The organism is Sphingobacterium sp. ML3W (assembly GCF_029542085.1).
GTDB lineage: Bacteria > Bacteroidota > Bacteroidia > Sphingobacteriales > Sphingobacteriaceae > Sphingobacterium.
Map to the genome: position 1 here is coordinate 4,706,146 of NZ_CP107036.1, position 14,263 is coordinate 4,720,408.

Below are 14,263 nucleotides of genomic sequence, written 5' to 3' on the forward strand. Positions count from 1 at the left end.
AGAAGGGTTTGTCGAGAAAAAAAAGGGGCTGATTAATCATTCCTAAGCAAAGAATGACAACCTTATTTCCGACAATTGTTTTAATTTTCTATTTGAAAAGGGAGTCTACAAATTCCTTTTTATTAAATAATTGGAGATCGCCAATTTTTTCGCCTACACCAATGTATTTCACAGGAATCTTAAATTGATCAGATATCCCAATGACGACACCGCCTTTCGCTGTTCCGTCCAATTTCGTCAGCGCCAAAGCGTTTACGTCTGTCGCTTGTGTGAATTGGGTACATTGCTCTATGGCATTTTGACCTGTTGAAGCATCTAAGACCAATAAAATTTCATGCGGCGCACCGGGGACAACTTTTTGCATGACATTTTTAATTTTGGTCAATTCATTCATTAAGCCAACCTTATTATGGAGACGACCGGCGGTATCAATAATACAGACATCTTCGCCATTCGCTAGAGCAGATTTAACTGTATCATAAGCGACCGAAGCGGGATCTGACCCCATCGCCTGTGCAACAACGCGCACGCCAACACGTTCACCCCAGAGTTTAAGCTGATCTACAGCAGCAGCACGAAAAGTATCCGCCGCACCCAAAACCACTTTACTTCCAGCCTGTTTAAGTTGATGAGCAAGTTTACCTATTGTAGTAGTCTTTCCAACACCGTTCACCCCGACCACCATAATGACATAAGGCTTATGGTCTCCGTAATTAAAGTTTTCAAAATCTGAGCTATTATTTTCCGCCAGTAAAGTCTGAATCTCTTCTTTCAGTAAATTGTTCAGCTCAGAAGTGGACACATATTTGTCTCTTGCAACACGCGCCTGTATACGGTCGATGATTTTTAAAGTCGTTGTAACCCCCACATCAGAAGTAACCAAAACCTCTTCTAGATTATCAAGCACATCGTCATCTACAGTCGATTTACCAACTACGGCTTTCGTTATCTTGGAAAGAAATCCTTCTTTTGTTTTTTCCAAACCTTTATCTAAGGCTTGTTCTTCTTCTTGTGTTTGTGGTTTTTTCTTAAAAAAATCAAATAATCCCATGGAGTGTTTAGTGAAAATTGATGTCCAAATATAAACAAATGTCCTCAACAAAAAAAGCCCTTTCGGTAGGATACCAAAACGGCTATTTTTTATCGAATTCTTTTTAAAGAAAAACTTTAAAAAAGGAAAATGCTACTAGTTATTTTTTTGAGCTTCTGCAACTACGTCTTTCACTTTATCATTGTGAATCATACCTTCTTTGAAAGTATACGCGCCAGTTTTCGCAGATTTAGTAGTAACAATAACCTTTGTAAATTCTTTACCGCCACCTTTTTGTAACGATGCAACTGCTTTCTTTGCCATGGTATTTAAATATTTTTACTCAGCCCTCTATTGCAAGTGCTAAGATGGGTGAATTACTTAATTTCTTTATGAACAGTAACTTTTCTCAATACTGGGTTGAATTTTTTCAACTCTAAACGCTCAGTTGTGTTCTTTTTGTTTTTAGTAGTGATGTAACGAGACATTCCCGGAAGACCACTTTCTTTGTGTTCAGTACATTCTAAGATAACTTGTACTCTATTTCCTTTTTTAGCCATTGTTTTACTTTATTTTGATCCTAATATAGGATTGAAATTCATGAATAATCTTAATGTAACAGGCGATAAATCAATATTAAATTGATCCTTTAACGATAAATTTATTGATCGCAGCTGTGATACCGTTCTTGTTGATGGTCTTGATAGCAGAAGTAGATACTTTCAACGTAATCCAACGATCTTCTTCTGGAATGTAAAAACGTTTAGTTTGTAAATTTGGATAGAATTTACGTTTAGTTTTAACGTTTGAGTGAGAAACGTTATTTCCTGTTAACGCTGCTTTGCCTGTTAAATCACAAATTCTTGACATGATATTATCTTTTTTGTTGTCTTTATTACAATATGTTAATCCTTTGCACTCTCTGCAAAGAGTTTGCAAATATCTATATTTTTTTTTAGATAAGCAACAACATTAAGGGAATTATTTTTAAAAATAGTTCTACACAGGAATGGTATGGGCAAAAATAAAGCATTTTATTGTATTATATTTGCTCTGTAAAGAAAAATAGTTTTCAACAATTCACATTTATGAACAAATATCTTCGCAAGGGTCTAAGAGAAATAATCATTGGTGTATTATTGGTTATCCTCGGTTATTACCTGATGGAACAACGATCCAACTGGTATAAATTAGCCATGCTCGTCGGAGTGGTTGCATTTAGCATTGGTTTCCTCACATTAATTTATAGAATGATTCGAAAAGTGGACCGCAATGCAATTATCGAGATGCGTGGAGAGGCCCATAAGGAGGATGTTCCTAAAAAAGACAAGGAAGAAGATGCTGAACAAAACTAGAGCTGTCGTCTTAAAAACAACAAATTATTCGGAAAGCAGCCTCGTCGCGCAACTATATACCGAGTCATTTGGCATGCAATCTTATCTCATTGCTGGAGCACGTAAGCCAAAAGCAAAAATCAAAGCCAATATCTTACAACCTTTATATCTGCTGGAAATCATAGCAACACACAAGGACAATGGCTCACTACAGCGCATTTCGGAAGCTCGGCAAACTCCGGTATTACAGGAAATACCTTACGATATTATAAAAAGTTCGCTAGCGCTCTTTTTAAATGAAATTTTGTACAAAGTATTAAAAGAACAAGAAAGTGACCCTTATTTATTTGAATTCATCCATCAGTCTATCCGATGGTTAGATGAAACCCATTTAAATCTAGCCAATTTTCATCTGGTATTTCTAATCAAACTGACACGCTTTCTTGGCTTTTATCCGACCGCATCCAAACAGTCTCTGCCCTATTTTAACCTACACGAAGCAACATTTTCAAACAGTCTCCCAGAACACCCGCTTGTACTTCAGGAACCACATACTTCAATTTTCCGGGATTTAATAACATCAGAATACTCAAATTGTGATCATATCAAAATGTCTAGTACAGACCGACAATTTTTATTGGAAAAGTTGCTGGATTTCTACCGTCTCCACCGCACAAATTTCAAGGAGATAAAATCGCTCTATATACTTGAAGAGATTTTTCGATAGTGCTGTACAACTGTTATTATAAATAGGTCATCCCCAAGACAGGCCTGTACATTTGGAGGAATAAAAAGATACACTCAATGGGAGACCAATGAGCACATAACATTAGGATCTATTTTAAATTAATATTAAATTGAGCCCAATAAGGCTTCCATAATAATTGTTTAACCAGATAAATTCTTGGTACATTTATTGTAACAGAACCATATTAACAAATGATTTACTAACATATTTTTCACCTAAAAATCTAAAAATTATATGGAAATTAAAGATTGGTTTTTAAAAGTTGTACGGGATAACTATGCAAACTTTAATGGACGTGCACGCCGTAAAGAGTATTGGATGTTCTTTTTGGCAAACGTTATCATTGGAGTAGTCTTCGGAATACTCGGCCGAATTGCAGATGTATTTTCTTATATTTCTGGTTTAATAAGTTTAGCATTACTTATCCCAGGTATTGCTGTTGCAGTACGAAGACTACATGACACAAATAAATCGGGCTGGTTTTTACTGTTGGCTCTTATTCCATTTGTCAACTTATACCTGATTTATTTAATGGTTATTGAAGGAGACAAGGGGCCTAATCAATACGGTCCTGATCCAAAAGCGGAGGAAAATGGAACAAACCATCCATTCAATCAGCCACAAGATCCATTTGGTTCTTCACAACCGAATAACCCCTTTGGAAGTTCACAGACACCAAGCTCATCTTCAACACCTCCTGCAGATAACGATCCTTTTGCATAGGTCGTTCGAAATAACAAAAAAGAGCTTTCATTAAAATGAAAGCTCTTTTTTGTTATTCACTTTTGTTGAGTACGGAATTTCCTGCAAAAGCGAAAAATCCCTGAGATCAATGTTTATGTTTCTTTTTCTTTTGTTGTCCTGGAGCAAAATCTTTTGCAGATTGTTCTCCATAATATTTTTTTGCCTGACCAGGAGGCATACCTTTTGATCCACGCCCATGTCTATGTCCATGATGCGAGGAATAACATGCGGACATCGAAATTGCCAGCACCACAGAAAGGATCAATACTAAAGTACGTTTCATGTTAAACTATATATTTGAAACATATCAATACAATTATCAGTCCAAAATATTTCCTCAATAAAAAAGCCCATGCAGATGGCATAGGCTTTTTCACAATAAATATATCTTGAATCTAATTAGATAACTCTTACATTTACCGCATTAAGACCTTTACGGCCTTGTTCAACTTCGTAAGATACATTGTCATTCTCACGAACTTTGTCAACTAATCCAGAAACGTGAACAAAAATTTCGCTCTCGCCTGAATTAGGGATGATGAAACCGAAACCTTTGGTCTCATTAAAGAATTTTACTTTACCTTCTTGCATGGCACTATTTTATTAATTTCCCTAAAGGTATAGAAATAAAATTAAAAATCTGAACGTTTTTATTTTTTTTATCCGTTAAACTTTTTTGTCTACTTTGGCTCCAATCTTGTAGCAATGCGACAATAGCAATCGTATTATTATAAAACTTTAAGATAGTAAAACATGAAAAAAATATTATTAGGACTGGCTTTTTTAGGTTTGATGACAAAACTAAACGCTCAACAAATGGTAAATAAAGAATTTGTATCCACAGTGGGTCGCGCTGAAGAAGAAGTGACTCCAGACATCATCTATATAGATGTTACACTAAAAGAGTTTTATGACAATGGAAACACCAAGAAAAAGGTTGCTATAGATAAGTTAGAAAAAGACTTATTTGATTCGGCAACAAAAGCTGGTGTTAAAAAAGAAGATTTTACGATCCAGAATATCTGGAGTTACAATACTCCGGAAAAAAAGAAAAAGGATACGGATATCTTGCTTTCCAGACAATACCGCATCAAGGTTACCAACTTAAACAACTTAGATCAATTATTGGATGGTGTCGATAAGGCCGGTATTCAAAGCACCTACATTAGCGAATACGATTATTCGAAGAAAAAAGAACTTGAAAAGACCTTAAAAACAAAAGCGGTTTTAGATGCCAAAGTGAATGCGCAGATTCTCGCTGAAGCAGCAGGACAAAAAATTGGTAAAGCAATCGTGCTTTCGGAGACGCCTCAACAAATTATTTTTGGTGTTCAGCCGATGATGCGTAATGCGATGTATAAAGGCGCCATGGCAGAAATGGCAGACGACGCGGGTGGTAATGGGCTGGACTTAAATATCAGACCAATGAAAGTGACCAGCGAAATCAGCGCTTCTTTCGAACTATTGTAATCATGCATAGAGAATTATCTCAAGAAGATAAGAAGAAACAAATAGACCAAGATTTCGGTTGGATCAACCGAATATCTTGGTTAATGGATAATCAATTCAAGATTGGTAATTTCCGGTTCGGATTAGATCCAATTTTGAATTTGATTCCTTTGGGCGGTGCTATTGCCGGCCTTGGCACATCACTGGTTCTGGTCATCGCCATGTGGCGAAATGGGGCAAGTCCAAAATTAGTTATCCGCATGCTACTCAATATCAGCCTCGACGCAATCTTAGGAAGCATCCCTTTTCTGGGTAATATATTCGATTTCTATAGCAAAGCCAATGAAAAGAATATCAAACTTTTACGCGAGCACTATTATGAGGGGCGACACAAAGGCTCTGGTATAGGTATTATCCTAACGATAGTATTCCTACTATTTATCTTAATAGGAGGCACTTGTTACCTGATCTGGATTTTCTTTTCCTGGGCGTTTTCTCTTCTAAATGGGATTTCTTTTTAAGATCCAGCCTTTTTTACCCCTCCCTCCGTCCACAACAAATCCTTCGTACAAAAACAATTGTGCATATCTGATATCTATTTAATAATTTTGATAGCGATAGATACTGTTTTTACCTGATCTATCAACACTAATTTTAGTATTATAAAATGAGTAAAAAAAGAATATTTGCCCTACTTCTGGTTGTCATCATGCTAGCGGCCATCCTGACAAATCCAAGCAAAGAGGAGCATGAGAAAATTGTACGTGCAAAAGCCGAGCAATTATTGAAAAGTCAGCTTCATGCAAAAGACCAGGCCTTTTTTGGATTGGGCATGCAACTTTTTGGGAACAAATTAGTCGATGATTTTGTCCAAAATTCTGTTATTATAGACAACTATTATCTCTTTTCCCTCACCAAGATCAAATGGCAAGGTAAAGAACAGATTATAGGTGGTGGTGCATTTAAACAGATTTGGTTGAGCCCCAAGATTGACGAAAAAGCAGATGAAATCATTGCTGCATTGAAAAAGATCTAATATGTCCTTAGAAATTCTTTACGAAGACGAATCCATCGTAGCGATTAATAAGCCACATGGTTTATTAGTGCATCGCTCATCCATTGCGCGTGATACATCCGAATTTGCCCTTCAAATACTACGGGATCAGCTCGGAAAAACGGTGTATCCGGCACATCGCTTGGATCGTAAAACTGGCGGTGTGCTGTTATTTTCCCTGAATAAAGAAACAGATCAATATTTACAAAAAAGCTTTCAGGAACATCAAATAGACAAAAAATACCTCGCCGTACTGAGAGGCTTCGCCCCTGAAGAAGGGATTATCGACTATCCTTTGAAAAAAGACAATGGCACGATTCAGGAAGCACAGACATCATTTAGACTATTGGCTAAGAGTGAGCTCGATATTCCTTTCGGGAAATTCCCAACCTCGCGTTACAGTCTTGTTGAAGCCAATCCGCTGACTGGTCGCATGCATCAATTACGGCGTCACTTTGCACACATCTTTTATCCCATTATCGGTGATCGTCCGCATGGCTGTAACAAGCAAAATAAATTCTGGAAAGAGAACTACCAGATGGATACAATGCTACTGCATGCCTCTGAATTAACCTTCAAACATCCGCTGTCAGGTGAAACTGTTCATGTAAAAGCAGCTATCCAATCCGATTTCCAGAAAGTACTTGGAATCTTAAACATACACGAATTATGTTAAAATTAATTCTCGAAGCATTTATCAGCATATCGGGCATCGCCGCAGCATCTGGGATTGTCTACAATAATGATGAACTCCATATTGTATCGGATAACAGCAATTACCTCTATAGCTACAACCTCACCCACCTACGCTTATCCAAAACAGTCTTATTTGAAGCTGAGCCCATGGAAAATATAAGCAAAGCGAATAAAATGGATCTTGAATCTATTACTTTCTATGGCAATCGTTATTATCTCTATGGCTCAGGGTCAACTGAAAAAAGAAACAATCGTTTTATTTGGGACGGAAAAAAGGTCATACAGGAAGACTATAGTAAAATCTATACGCATTTTATGCAGAAATTTGGGATAAGCAAAGAGGACTTTAACATAGAAGGCGTAGTACATATTGATGACCGAATATTGTTTTTCAATAGAGGAAATGGCCCCAAAGGCATCAATGCTGTTTTCGAATATAACAGTAATGCTGAAGATAAATATAGGTATATTCCTATTGAATTACCCAAGTTAAATGGGATCAGCACCGGTTTTTCCGATGCGACAGTTGTCGGTGATGACATTTATTTCATTGCAACTGCAGAAGATGCAAAATCGACCTATCTCGATGGGGAGATCGCGGGATCTTTACTTGGGAAAATATCAACAGATCTGTCCTCCAAACCTAAAGTATTTCAAATACCCGAAAATCACAAGTTTGAGGGAATCACCTTCAAAGAGAAAACTGATAACGGTTTAATTTTCTTACTTTGCGAAGATGCTGATACAGAAGATGCTGAGTTGATGGTTTATTCGTTGAAAGTAACGAATTAAATCGTTTGTTCTAAAATAGATTCAAGGCTAGGAATCACGTATATTTTATTAAATTTGCAACTGATTAAAACTTAATTTTTATGTTAAAAAATACTGCCCTTTCGGAGACGCACATTGCTTTAGGAGCAAAGATGGTTCCCTTCGCAGGCTTCAACATGCCAGTACAATATACAGGTATCAATGATGAGCACGAAACAGTTCGTACAGGTGTAGGAGTTTTTGATGTAAGCCACATGGGCGAATTCATCCTCAAAGGAGAGAAAGCCCTGGATCTTCTTCAAAAAATTTCTTCAAATGATGTATCGAAATTATATGACGGCAAAGTTCAATATGCTTATATTCCAAACGAAACGGGCGGTGTAGTAGATGATTTTCTGACATACAGACTAGACGATAACACTTATTTTTTGGTTGTCAATGCGTCCAATATTGAAAAAGACTGGAACTGGATTTCCAAATACAATACCGATGGCGTAGAAATGAAAAATATTTCTGACCAGACTTCTTTATTTGCAGTTCAGGGCCCTAAAGCAGCGGATGCTTTACAATCGCTGACAGATATCGAGCTTGCACCAATGGAATACTATACCTTTGCCAAAGGTACTTTTGCTGGGGTAGATAACGTATTGGTATCCGCTACAGGATATACTGGTGCTGGTGGTTTCGAGATTTACGTTGCCAATGAAGATGCTCAGAAAGTTTGGGATGCTATTTTTGAAGCTGGAAAAGCTTACGGAATTAAACCTATCGGATTGGGTGCTCGCGACACTTTACGTTTAGAAATGGGTTTTTGTCTTTATGGAAATGACATTGATGATAATACTTCTCCTTTAGAGGCCGGATTGGGTTGGGTAACGAAGTTCACAAAAGACTTTGTAAATTCTGCTGCACTTAAAGCTGAGAAAGAAGCTGGACTTAAAAAGAAACTGGTTGGTTTTGAAATGATCGACAGAGGTATCCCGCGTCACGATTATGAAATCGTAGATGCTGATGGCAATGTGATTGGCCGTGTTACTTCTGGAACGCAATCTCCAACATTGAAAAAATCAGTAGGTTTGGGTTACGTAGATACTGCATTTGCAAAAGATGGTACAGATATCTTTATCCATATCCGTAATCAAAAAGTTAAAGCTAAAGTAACGAAACCTCCATTTGTAAAATAAGAACAGGTGTAGATAATATAAAAAAGAGCAGAAGACGATTGTTTTCTGCTCTTTTTGTATGTGATAAGTAAGAAACTCGCTACTATTTATTTTTTCCTTTTGCTTGCTTGGCAGCATATTCCTGCTTTTTTTCATGATCCTTTTCTTGGATAACGACTTTTATCCGCTTGCTTAAGACTACCTTAAGGTAAATCAGAACAACCAAAAATGCGATAGACAATCCTGTCACCAACATATTTCCAGCTTTATATCCTTCAAATCCACAATACGCCAAAAATACAATGGCCAAGTTCAATACAATATTCAGTATAAAATATTTTGTCATATTACTTTTTTGTTAATCCCAATACACGCGGTCGCCACACAAAGAAATAGAAAATTCCGCCGATAATATTAAACAGTACAATAGCCAGTGCCATCAACATGCGCTCACCATTGGAAATAGTCCTGGAAAGCATAATTTCCCGCAAGGTCAATATCACCCATAAAAGGGACAATAAAATAGAGAGACTACCTAATACAGGGAAGATCCCTAAATTTAAGAGCCGAGTTAATAGGGCTACGATATAAAAAGCAAGACTAAACAAGAAAGCTTGTTTAGTCTGATGCTCCAAATTTTTCATATTAATAAACGTCTAACTCTGGATCGATTTCCTCTTTCCAGGCCAAGATGCCGCCTTTTAAATTTGCTAGATTATCAAATCCTTGTTGCTCCAACAACATAATTGCCTGTGCTGAACGTTTTCCAGAACGACATTGAACGATAACCGGTTTATCCTTCGCAATCTTATCGGACTCGATCAAAATTCCCGAAAGTGGAATATTTAAACCGTCCAAATTTGAAACTTCGTATTCAAATGACTCACGCACATCAATCAATTGAAAATCTTCGTTATTATCGATCTTGTTCTTTAATTCTTGTACAGATACTTCTTTCATTGTCAAATAATTTATACTCAAATATACTACATTTTTTTCTGAATCGTCTGTCTTCAAAGACCATCAAGAACTTTCGTACCTGTTGCCAATTCAATGGATCCTCGAAAGGTTTATTGAAAGCATCTTTTCTCGGAATTCATTAACATCCTCCATTTCAACTTTCATGACCTTGAGCATAAAGATGATATGGGTTTATGGTAAGGCATTACGAATTTCCGCAAAAATTACATGCGAAATCATTATCTTCATCCGAACATTACTAACTTTATGAAATCAGCACCTAAAATATTTTTAGCCTTATCGCTAATTGCGCTATCTTCCATGACATTTGGACAGCAAGTGATTTCCGAACAACAAGGTCAGGACGTGAGTCGTATCTTAAATACGTTGGCCTCGGATAATATGCGTGGACGATCAGCCTTAACAAAGGACATTGAGCCTGCTGCAGATTTTATCGCGGGAGAGATGAAAAAAATGGGTCTTAAACCTTATGCCGAAGAGTCTTTCAGACAAACATTCCAACTGGACAAACTCTCGCCAAAAAGCAATACCGCAACCATAAATAAAAAGACAATTCCCGCGGAGCATATCATATCGCTTGGAAACCATGTGGATCTCAAATGGGATGATAAAAGTCCCATTAAAATCGTTAACATTACATCCGACTCCGATTTCGCTCAGGCCTTCCGGGAACAGTCCTTATCCAAAGAAAATACACTTGTATTGGTAGATCCATCCTTTGAAGCCTCTTTTGTTCGTTTTGGCCAGATGCTTAGCAACCCAAAATTTATTGAAGATTCAAGTATACAAAAACCCTCAATAGTTTATCTGCTAACCAAGGAAAAACCAAAAACATTCCACATTCATATTGAACGGAATCTTCAAAACTTCCCGCTTTTTAATGTTGCGGGAGTTATCCCCGGAAAAAGCAAGCCAAATGAATATGTGATCTTTTCAGGGCATTATGACCATATTGGTATATTACCTGCTGTTGGACAGGATTCGATCGCAAATGGAGCCGATGATGATGCTTCGGGAGTAACAGCGATGTTGACGCTGGCAGACTACTATAAAAAGAAAAACAGCAATGAAAGGACACTTATCTTTGTGGCATTTACAGCAGAAGAGCTCGGTATGTATGGTTCAAAATATTTTTCCAATCACATCAATGCGGACCAGGTTGTGGCAATGGTCAATATGGAAATGATCGGAAAAGATTCAAAATTTGGCCCTAATACGGTCTATATAACAGGATATGATCAATCCGATTTAGGCAAATTAATGCAGGAAAATCTGAAAAACACAAATTTCAAATTTTATCCTGATCCTTATACAAAACAAAATCTATTCTATCGAAGTGATAATGCTGTGTTAGCGGCTAAAGGTGTTCCCGCGCATTCATTTTCTACATCGCAAATGGATAAAGACGAATATTACCACACCGTAAAGGATGAAGTAACCACATTAAACGTTCAAAATATTATCTCCAGTATCGAAGCGATTGCGATTGGGGCCTCAGGTATTGTAGAAGGCAAGCAAACTCCCTCGCGTGTGGAAAAATTAAAAGACTAGGAAGTGGCTGTACGATCTATTGCCAGCTGCATGACATAGTCATTCAATACATAGTCATAATAGGGAATATCAACAGTTTCAATAACCTGAAAACCCTGCTTTAAATAGAAATGGTAAGCAGGGTTATTTCTATTTACATTGAGTTCCAAAATGTCCTTGCCTTTGGCTTTCGCTTTTTCAATAGCAAAGTCAATCAATGCTTTCCCAAAACCTTTTCCCTGAACATTGGGCATCAAATAGAGCTTCTCAATACGGAGTTTATCTGTAAGAGTTTTCAATGCAACAAAACCTTGGCCAATACCGTCTTCCTTCAGAATATAAAAGAACTGTCCACCGACCATTCCTTCAGCTAAGCCCTCTATGGTATAGCTTTTCTCCAGCATGAAATCAATTTGGTCTTTTGAAAGTATTTCTCCATAAGCTTCAGGCCATATAATATGCGCCATATTAGAAATGCTACGGATATCTGTCTGTTCAGCTAATTCTATTGTTATCATGAGATTGTCTCTCCTATTAAAATATATTTTGATTTCGAAAATCTGAGGGTAAATAAGCCATCCGCTACTGTTTCATAAAGATCTTCACCAATTTTTCGAAGCCCTTCTGTCGTGATTTCTTCACCTTGGGAATCTATGTTTAGCTGTTCACCCTCCGTTTTCCATTTTGTAAAACCGGTAGGTACAAAATAGTAGCGTACCCCCTTAGCTAACAAGACCACATTGATCTGATCCAAATAGTGTTGATAGTGTGCAAGACTTATTTGATCCGTAATAATATTGACCGCCTTATACTGATGTTTAATGAGATATCCAATGGCCGATTGTAAAAAACTATCGATATATGGAATCACTTTTAAATTCTCCTGCGCTTGATTCGCTTGGGTCTGCGCAAAAACAATATCAAACTTGTATCCTCTAGCGTCCAATGGATCAACCATATTGTTTTCTATAACAATTGTTGGACTCCATTCAAGCAATTGCCCCAAATCTTCTTCGTCTATGAGAAAAAGGTCTTCAATCAGCAGAGCAGGCTCCTGGTTCTCACGAACGATATGATGCGATGACATACTAAAGATCTAATAGCCTAATCTGCGCAACGTGATATACGCCATTAGCCCTGTACTGATCTCCAACGAGGACTCGTCAACATCGAAGGTTGGTGTATGAACCGCAGAAGTTATTCCTTTCGCTTTATTTCCCGTGCCTAGTCGGTAGAAACAAGCATTGATTTCTTGCGAATAGTAGGAAAAATCTTCAGCAGCAGGCCAAAGATCTAAATCCACGACATTCTCTTTTCCAAGATATTCCTCCGCAAAAGTACGCGCACTCTTCGTCAGTTCAGGCTCATTGATCAAAAATGGATAGCCTCTGCGAACCTCAAAATCACAGGTAGCACCCATACTTTCTGCGATTCCAACAGCCATTTTTACCATCTTCTCATGTGCTTCGGCGCGCCATTGCTCATCGAATGTACGGAATGTACCCTCGAGATAAACTTGGTCAGGAACAATATTTGTTGCACCGTTAGCGATGATTTTGCCAAAAGACAAAACCGTCGGTGTACGCGGATCTGCAAAGCGGCTTGCTATCTGTTGTAAAGCAGTAATAATATGTGCTGTGATCACAATCGGATCAATATTCTGATGTGGATGTGCTCCGTGCCCTCCTCTACCTTTAACGGTCATAAATAACTCGTCACAGGAAGCCATATACTTACCTTCACGAAATCCAACTTTGCCAACTTCGATAAACGGCATTACATGTTGACCTATTATAGCAGAAGGTGCAGGATTTTGTAGTGCTCCTTCTTTGATCATAATGGATGCACCTCCAGGCAAACGTTCTTCGCCTGGCTGAAAGATTAACTTTACCGTACCACCAAATTCAGCTTTCAAGCTATGTAATATCTTCGCAGTTCCCAAAAGCGAGGATGTATGTACATCATGGCCACAAGCATGCATGACGCCTGGGTTATTGGATCCATAAGGTCGTCCTTCGACTTCCTGAATAGGTAATGCATCCATATCCCCTCGCAATGCGATTACTTCATCTGAAGGGAGTTCACCTTTAATTAGTGCTACAATACCCGTATCTGCTTTTACTTCGTAAGGGATGCCTAATTGATCCAGCTGCGCCTTTACAAATGCCGAAGTATTATACTCTTCAAAGGAAAGTTCAGGATTTTGATGAAGATGTCTACGGTTAGCGACTGTATCTTCAAAGTATTGATGGGCTAAGGCCAGGACTTTTTCTTTCGTACTTGCCATGAGGTTGTTTGATTTATTGATAGACAAAAACGCTTTCTGAAAATACGAAAACGTTACTAAAATATTGACGCAGCTCACGCATAAACGCATTTGCTTCGGAACGACTTCTAAAGTCGCCCACCTTCACCCGATAATTGGGTTCATCATAGGTGATATAGGTATCAACATCTTTATACATTCCCCGGAAACGAGTTTGCTCCGAAAAAGCTTGATTTCGACTAGATCCAGCAAAGATCTGTACGCGAAAGCCTCTCACCTTGACTCTTGTTGCAGCAGAACGTACAACAGGTTTCGAAGGAACTGTTGTGATTTTGCTTTCGACAGGATTGATTCCCATGGCAGCCCTAAAATTTTGAAGCTGTGTAATCAAAGAATCTTTGGTTACAATAACTCCACCCTTTTCTTGCGCCTTTACATTAACGATCGTAAATAGCACAAGTGCATGTATGAAAATCAATCCTCTCTTCAGCATAGTT

At 37.8% G+C, this 14,263-nt stretch carries 23 protein-coding genes; 10 read left to right on the plus strand and 13 right to left on the minus strand.

The genetic code is table 11. The annotated features are described in order from the left end of the window. Positions 1 to 88: 88 nt before the first annotated feature. The 4 genes from ftsY to rpmB all read right to left on the minus strand — a co-directional run bounded on the left by ftsY (position 89) and on the right by rpmB (position 1,900). Positions 89 to 1,051 carry a signal recognition particle-docking protein FtsY gene (gene ftsY, locus OGI71_RS19800; protein WP_282251307.1) on the minus strand — a complete coding sequence of 321 codons (963 nt, stop codon included), beginning with the start codon at positions 1,049 to 1,051 and terminating at the stop codon, positions 89 to 91. Between the two features lie 135 nt (positions 1,052 to 1,186). Further along, positions 1,187 to 1,354, minus strand: coding sequence for a DUF4295 domain-containing protein (locus OGI71_RS19805; RefSeq protein WP_257095943.1), 168 nt, complete (start codon positions 1,352 to 1,354; stop codon positions 1,187 to 1,189). Between the two features lie 53 nt (positions 1,355 to 1,407). Beyond that, positions 1,408 to 1,590, minus strand: coding sequence for a 50S ribosomal protein L33 (gene rpmG / locus OGI71_RS19810; protein WP_002998409.1), 183 nt, complete (start codon positions 1,588 to 1,590; stop codon positions 1,408 to 1,410). 76 nt (positions 1,591 to 1,666) lie between these two features. Continuing rightward, positions 1,667 to 1,900, minus strand: a complete 234-nt coding sequence (gene rpmB, locus OGI71_RS19815) for a 50S ribosomal protein L28 (RefSeq protein ID WP_046672597.1) — start codon at positions 1,898 to 1,900, stop codon at positions 1,667 to 1,669. A gap of 218 nt (positions 1,901 to 2,118) precedes the next feature. On the opposite strand from rpmB, the gene OGI71_RS19820 reads away from it, so the two are divergent. The 3 genes from OGI71_RS19820 to OGI71_RS19830 all read left to right on the plus strand — a co-directional run bounded on the left by OGI71_RS19820 (position 2,119) and on the right by OGI71_RS19830 (position 3,835). After that, positions 2,119 to 2,385: a signal peptidase gene (locus OGI71_RS19820; RefSeq protein ID WP_282251365.1), complete on the plus strand. Its 267-nt coding sequence runs from the start codon at positions 2,119 to 2,121 to the stop codon at positions 2,383 to 2,385. Further along, positions 2,369 to 3,091, plus strand: coding sequence for a DNA repair protein RecO (gene recO / locus OGI71_RS19825; RefSeq protein ID WP_282251367.1), 723 nt, complete (start codon positions 2,369 to 2,371; stop codon positions 3,089 to 3,091). The genes OGI71_RS19820 and recO overlap by 17 nt, the downstream gene beginning before the upstream one ends. 255 nt (positions 3,092 to 3,346) lie before the next feature. Further along, positions 3,347 to 3,835, plus strand: a complete 489-nt coding sequence (locus tag OGI71_RS19830) for a DUF805 domain-containing protein (protein WP_282251368.1) — start codon at positions 3,347 to 3,349, stop codon at positions 3,833 to 3,835. A gap of 106 nt (positions 3,836 to 3,941) precedes the next feature. On the opposite strand, the gene OGI71_RS19835 is transcribed toward OGI71_RS19830, so the two are convergent. Beyond that, positions 3,942 to 4,139 (minus strand): quinol oxidase subunit 4, encoded by a 198-nt coding sequence (locus OGI71_RS19835; protein WP_282251369.1) that lies wholly within the window; start codon positions 4,137 to 4,139, stop codon positions 3,942 to 3,944. Between the two features lie 116 nt (positions 4,140 to 4,255). Next, positions 4,256 to 4,447, minus strand: coding sequence for a cold-shock protein (locus OGI71_RS19840; protein WP_046672593.1), 192 nt, complete (start codon positions 4,445 to 4,447; stop codon positions 4,256 to 4,258). 162 nt (positions 4,448 to 4,609) lie between these two features. On the opposite strand from OGI71_RS19840, the gene OGI71_RS19845 reads away from it, so the two are divergent. From OGI71_RS19845 to gcvT, 6 genes are all read left to right on the plus strand, one after another. After that, entirely contained in the window at positions 4,610 to 5,326 is a 717-nt protein-coding gene (locus tag OGI71_RS19845) for an SIMPL domain-containing protein (protein ID WP_282251370.1), read from the plus strand. A gap of 2 nt (positions 5,327 to 5,328) precedes the next feature. Beyond that, positions 5,329 to 5,826, plus strand: a complete 498-nt coding sequence (locus OGI71_RS19850) for a DUF4112 domain-containing protein (RefSeq protein WP_282251372.1) — start codon at positions 5,329 to 5,331, stop codon at positions 5,824 to 5,826. A gap of 146 nt (positions 5,827 to 5,972) precedes the next feature. Next, complete coding sequence (locus OGI71_RS19855) at positions 5,973 to 6,341, plus strand: hypothetical protein (RefSeq protein ID WP_282251374.1); 369 nt, start codon at positions 5,973 to 5,975, stop codon at positions 6,339 to 6,341. 1 nt (position 6,342) lies between these two features. Continuing rightward, the gene (locus OGI71_RS19860) at positions 6,343 to 7,035 is read left to right on the plus strand and encodes a pseudouridine synthase (RefSeq protein WP_282251376.1); all 693 of its coding nucleotides are present in this window, start codon (positions 6,343 to 6,345) and stop codon (positions 7,033 to 7,035) included. After that, positions 7,029 to 7,847 (plus strand): hypothetical protein, encoded by an 819-nt coding sequence (locus OGI71_RS19865; protein ID WP_282251378.1) that lies wholly within the window; start codon positions 7,029 to 7,031, stop codon positions 7,845 to 7,847. Before OGI71_RS19860 ends, OGI71_RS19865 begins: the two co-directional genes overlap by 7 nt. Before the next feature lie 80 nt (positions 7,848 to 7,927). Beyond that, positions 7,928 to 9,010, plus strand: a complete 1,083-nt coding sequence (gene gcvT, locus OGI71_RS19870; protein WP_282251380.1) for a glycine cleavage system aminomethyltransferase GcvT — start codon at positions 7,928 to 7,930, stop codon at positions 9,008 to 9,010. A gap of 82 nt (positions 9,011 to 9,092) precedes the next feature. Here the strand turns inward: gcvT and OGI71_RS19875 are convergent, their stop codons facing one another. The 3 genes from OGI71_RS19875 to OGI71_RS19885 are packed head-to-tail and all read right to left on the minus strand — an operon-like array spanning position 9,093 to position 9,949. Then, positions 9,093 to 9,335 (minus strand): DUF6358 family protein, encoded by a 243-nt coding sequence (locus tag OGI71_RS19875; protein WP_282251382.1) that lies wholly within the window; start codon positions 9,333 to 9,335, stop codon positions 9,093 to 9,095. A 1-nt stretch (position 9,336) separates the two neighbouring features. After that, positions 9,337 to 9,633, minus strand: a complete 297-nt coding sequence (locus OGI71_RS19880) for a PLDc N-terminal domain-containing protein (protein ID WP_282251384.1) — start codon at positions 9,631 to 9,633, stop codon at positions 9,337 to 9,339. Between the two features lies 1 nt (position 9,634). Further along, positions 9,635 to 9,949 carry a rhodanese-like domain-containing protein gene (locus OGI71_RS19885; RefSeq protein ID WP_282251388.1) on the minus strand — a complete coding sequence of 105 codons (315 nt, stop codon included), beginning with the start codon at positions 9,947 to 9,949 and terminating at the stop codon, positions 9,635 to 9,637. Positions 9,950 to 10,216: 267 nt separating this feature from the next. On the opposite strand from OGI71_RS19885, the gene OGI71_RS19890 reads away from it, so the two are divergent. After that, on the plus strand, positions 10,217 to 11,521 hold the full coding sequence (locus OGI71_RS19890) for a M20/M25/M40 family metallo-hydrolase (RefSeq protein ID WP_282251389.1): 1,305 nt from the start codon (positions 10,217 to 10,219) through the stop codon (positions 11,519 to 11,521). Here the strand turns inward: OGI71_RS19890 and OGI71_RS19895 are convergent. From OGI71_RS19895 to OGI71_RS19910, 4 genes are read right to left on the minus strand one after another with little or no spacing between them, the layout of a single operon-like run. Then, positions 11,518 to 12,018, minus strand: coding sequence for a GNAT family N-acetyltransferase (locus OGI71_RS19895; RefSeq protein WP_282251390.1), 501 nt, complete (start codon positions 12,016 to 12,018; stop codon positions 11,518 to 11,520). The two genes, OGI71_RS19890 and OGI71_RS19895, sit on opposite strands and share 4 nt — an antisense overlap. Next, entirely contained in the window at positions 12,015 to 12,587 is a 573-nt protein-coding gene (locus OGI71_RS19900; RefSeq protein ID WP_282251391.1) for a thiamine diphosphokinase, read from the minus strand. Before OGI71_RS19900 ends, OGI71_RS19895 begins: the two co-directional genes overlap by 4 nt. A gap of 9 nt (positions 12,588 to 12,596) precedes the next feature. Next, positions 12,597 to 13,787 (minus strand): M20 family metallopeptidase, encoded by a 1,191-nt coding sequence (locus tag OGI71_RS19905; RefSeq protein WP_282251392.1) that lies wholly within the window; start codon positions 13,785 to 13,787, stop codon positions 12,597 to 12,599. A 13-nt stretch (positions 13,788 to 13,800) separates the two neighbouring features. Next, the gene (locus tag OGI71_RS19910; RefSeq protein ID WP_120261266.1) at positions 13,801 to 14,259 is read right to left on the minus strand and encodes an SPOR domain-containing protein; all 459 of its coding nucleotides are present in this window, start codon (positions 14,257 to 14,259) and stop codon (positions 13,801 to 13,803) included. Between the last annotated feature and the right edge of the window lie 4 nt (positions 14,260 to 14,263).

Coding starts and splice junctions, on each gene's coding strand:
- gcvT (WP_282251380.1), top strand. CDS start 7,928: ATGTTAAAAAATACTGCCCTTTCGGAGACGCACATTGCTTTAGGAGCA.
- OGI71_RS19860 (WP_282251376.1), top strand. CDS start 6,343: ATGTCCTTAGAAATTCTTTACGAAGACGAATCCATCGTAGCGATTAAT.
- OGI71_RS19875 (WP_282251382.1), bottom strand. CDS start 9,335: ATGACAAAATATTTTATACTGAATATTGTATTGAACTTGGCCATTGTA.
- OGI71_RS19865 (WP_282251378.1), top strand. CDS start 7,029: ATGTTAAAATTAATTCTCGAAGCATTTATCAGCATATCGGGCATCGCC.
- OGI71_RS19830 (WP_282251368.1), top strand. CDS start 3,347: ATGGAAATTAAAGATTGGTTTTTAAAAGTTGTACGGGATAACTATGCA.
- OGI71_RS19880 (WP_282251384.1), bottom strand. CDS start 9,633: ATGAAAAATTTGGAGCATCAGACTAAACAAGCTTTCTTGTTTAGTCTT.
- rpmB (WP_046672597.1), bottom strand. CDS start 1,900: ATGTCAAGAATTTGTGATTTAACAGGCAAAGCAGCGTTAACAGGAAAT.
- OGI71_RS19820 (WP_282251365.1), top strand. CDS start 2,119: ATGAACAAATATCTTCGCAAGGGTCTAAGAGAAATAATCATTGGTGTA.
- rpmG (WP_002998409.1), bottom strand. CDS start 1,590: ATGGCTAAAAAAGGAAATAGAGTACAAGTTATCTTAGAATGTACTGAA.
- OGI71_RS19905 (WP_282251392.1), bottom strand. CDS start 13,787: ATGGCAAGTACGAAAGAAAAAGTCCTGGCCTTAGCCCATCAATACTTT.
- OGI71_RS19835 (WP_282251369.1), bottom strand. CDS start 4,139: ATGAAACGTACTTTAGTATTGATCCTTTCTGTGGTGCTGGCAATTTCG.
- OGI71_RS19855 (WP_282251374.1), top strand. CDS start 5,973: ATGAGTAAAAAAAGAATATTTGCCCTACTTCTGGTTGTCATCATGCTA.
- OGI71_RS19900 (WP_282251391.1), bottom strand. CDS start 12,587: ATGTCATCGCATCATATCGTTCGTGAGAACCAGGAGCCTGCTCTGCTG.
- OGI71_RS19805 (WP_257095943.1), bottom strand. CDS start 1,354: ATGGCAAAGAAAGCAGTTGCATCGTTACAAAAAGGTGGCGGTAAAGAA.
- OGI71_RS19895 (WP_282251390.1), bottom strand. CDS start 12,018: ATGATAACAATAGAATTAGCTGAACAGACAGATATCCGTAGCATTTCT.
- OGI71_RS19890 (WP_282251389.1), top strand. CDS start 10,217: ATGAAATCAGCACCTAAAATATTTTTAGCCTTATCGCTAATTGCGCTA.
- recO (WP_282251367.1), top strand. CDS start 2,369: ATGCTGAACAAAACTAGAGCTGTCGTCTTAAAAACAACAAATTATTCG.
- OGI71_RS19840 (WP_046672593.1), bottom strand. CDS start 4,447: ATGCAAGAAGGTAAAGTAAAATTCTTTAATGAGACCAAAGGTTTCGGT.
- OGI71_RS19850 (WP_282251372.1), top strand. CDS start 5,329: ATGCATAGAGAATTATCTCAAGAAGATAAGAAGAAACAAATAGACCAA.
- OGI71_RS19885 (WP_282251388.1), bottom strand. CDS start 9,949: ATGAAAGAAGTATCTGTACAAGAATTAAAGAACAAGATCGATAATAAC.
- OGI71_RS19910 (WP_120261266.1), bottom strand. CDS start 14,259: ATGCTGAAGAGAGGATTGATTTTCATACATGCACTTGTGCTATTTACG.
- ftsY (WP_282251307.1), bottom strand. CDS start 1,051: ATGGGATTATTTGATTTTTTTAAGAAAAAACCACAAACACAAGAAGAA.
- OGI71_RS19845 (WP_282251370.1), top strand. CDS start 4,610: ATGAAAAAAATATTATTAGGACTGGCTTTTTTAGGTTTGATGACAAAA.